The sequence below is a fragment of the Salinimicrobium oceani genome (genome assembly GCF_012037645.1).
Genome location: NZ_JAAVJR010000900.1, coordinates 1 through 393, shown reverse-complemented (window position 1 = coordinate 393; position 393 = coordinate 1). Strand labels below are relative to the sequence as shown.

The window sequence follows — 393 nt, the reverse complement described above, 5'->3', positions numbered from 1 at the left end:
CTGGATATTTTCTACGAGGGCCATTTCCAGGGATTCCTGGTCATTGGCGATCCTTATATATGCCGGAATTGTCTCCAGTCCTACCAGTTTGGAAGCTCTAAAACGTCTTTCTCCCGAAACCAACTGGTATTTATTGTAATCGAGTTTTCTAACGGTAATAGGCTGGATCACACCCAGTTCGCGGATAGAAGAAGCCAGTTCTCTCAGAGACTCTTCATTAAAACTGGTTCTTGGCTGGAATGGATTTACCTCAATGGCAGCAAGCTCAAGTTCCACGATATGTCCTACCAGTTTATCTGCGTTCTTATCTTCGGCCGATTTGATGTCGTTCTGCGGATCTTTCAGCAGTGCCGAAAGCCCTCTTCCCAATGCCTGTTTCTTCGTCGCCTTAGC

At 46.3% G+C, this 393-nt stretch carries 1 protein-coding gene; it reads right to left on the bottom strand.

Annotated elements, in window-relative coordinates:
- Positions 1-393: ParB N-terminal domain-containing protein (locus HC175_RS19960; protein ID WP_168139827.1), on the bottom strand; the 393-nt coding region annotated here is incomplete at both ends.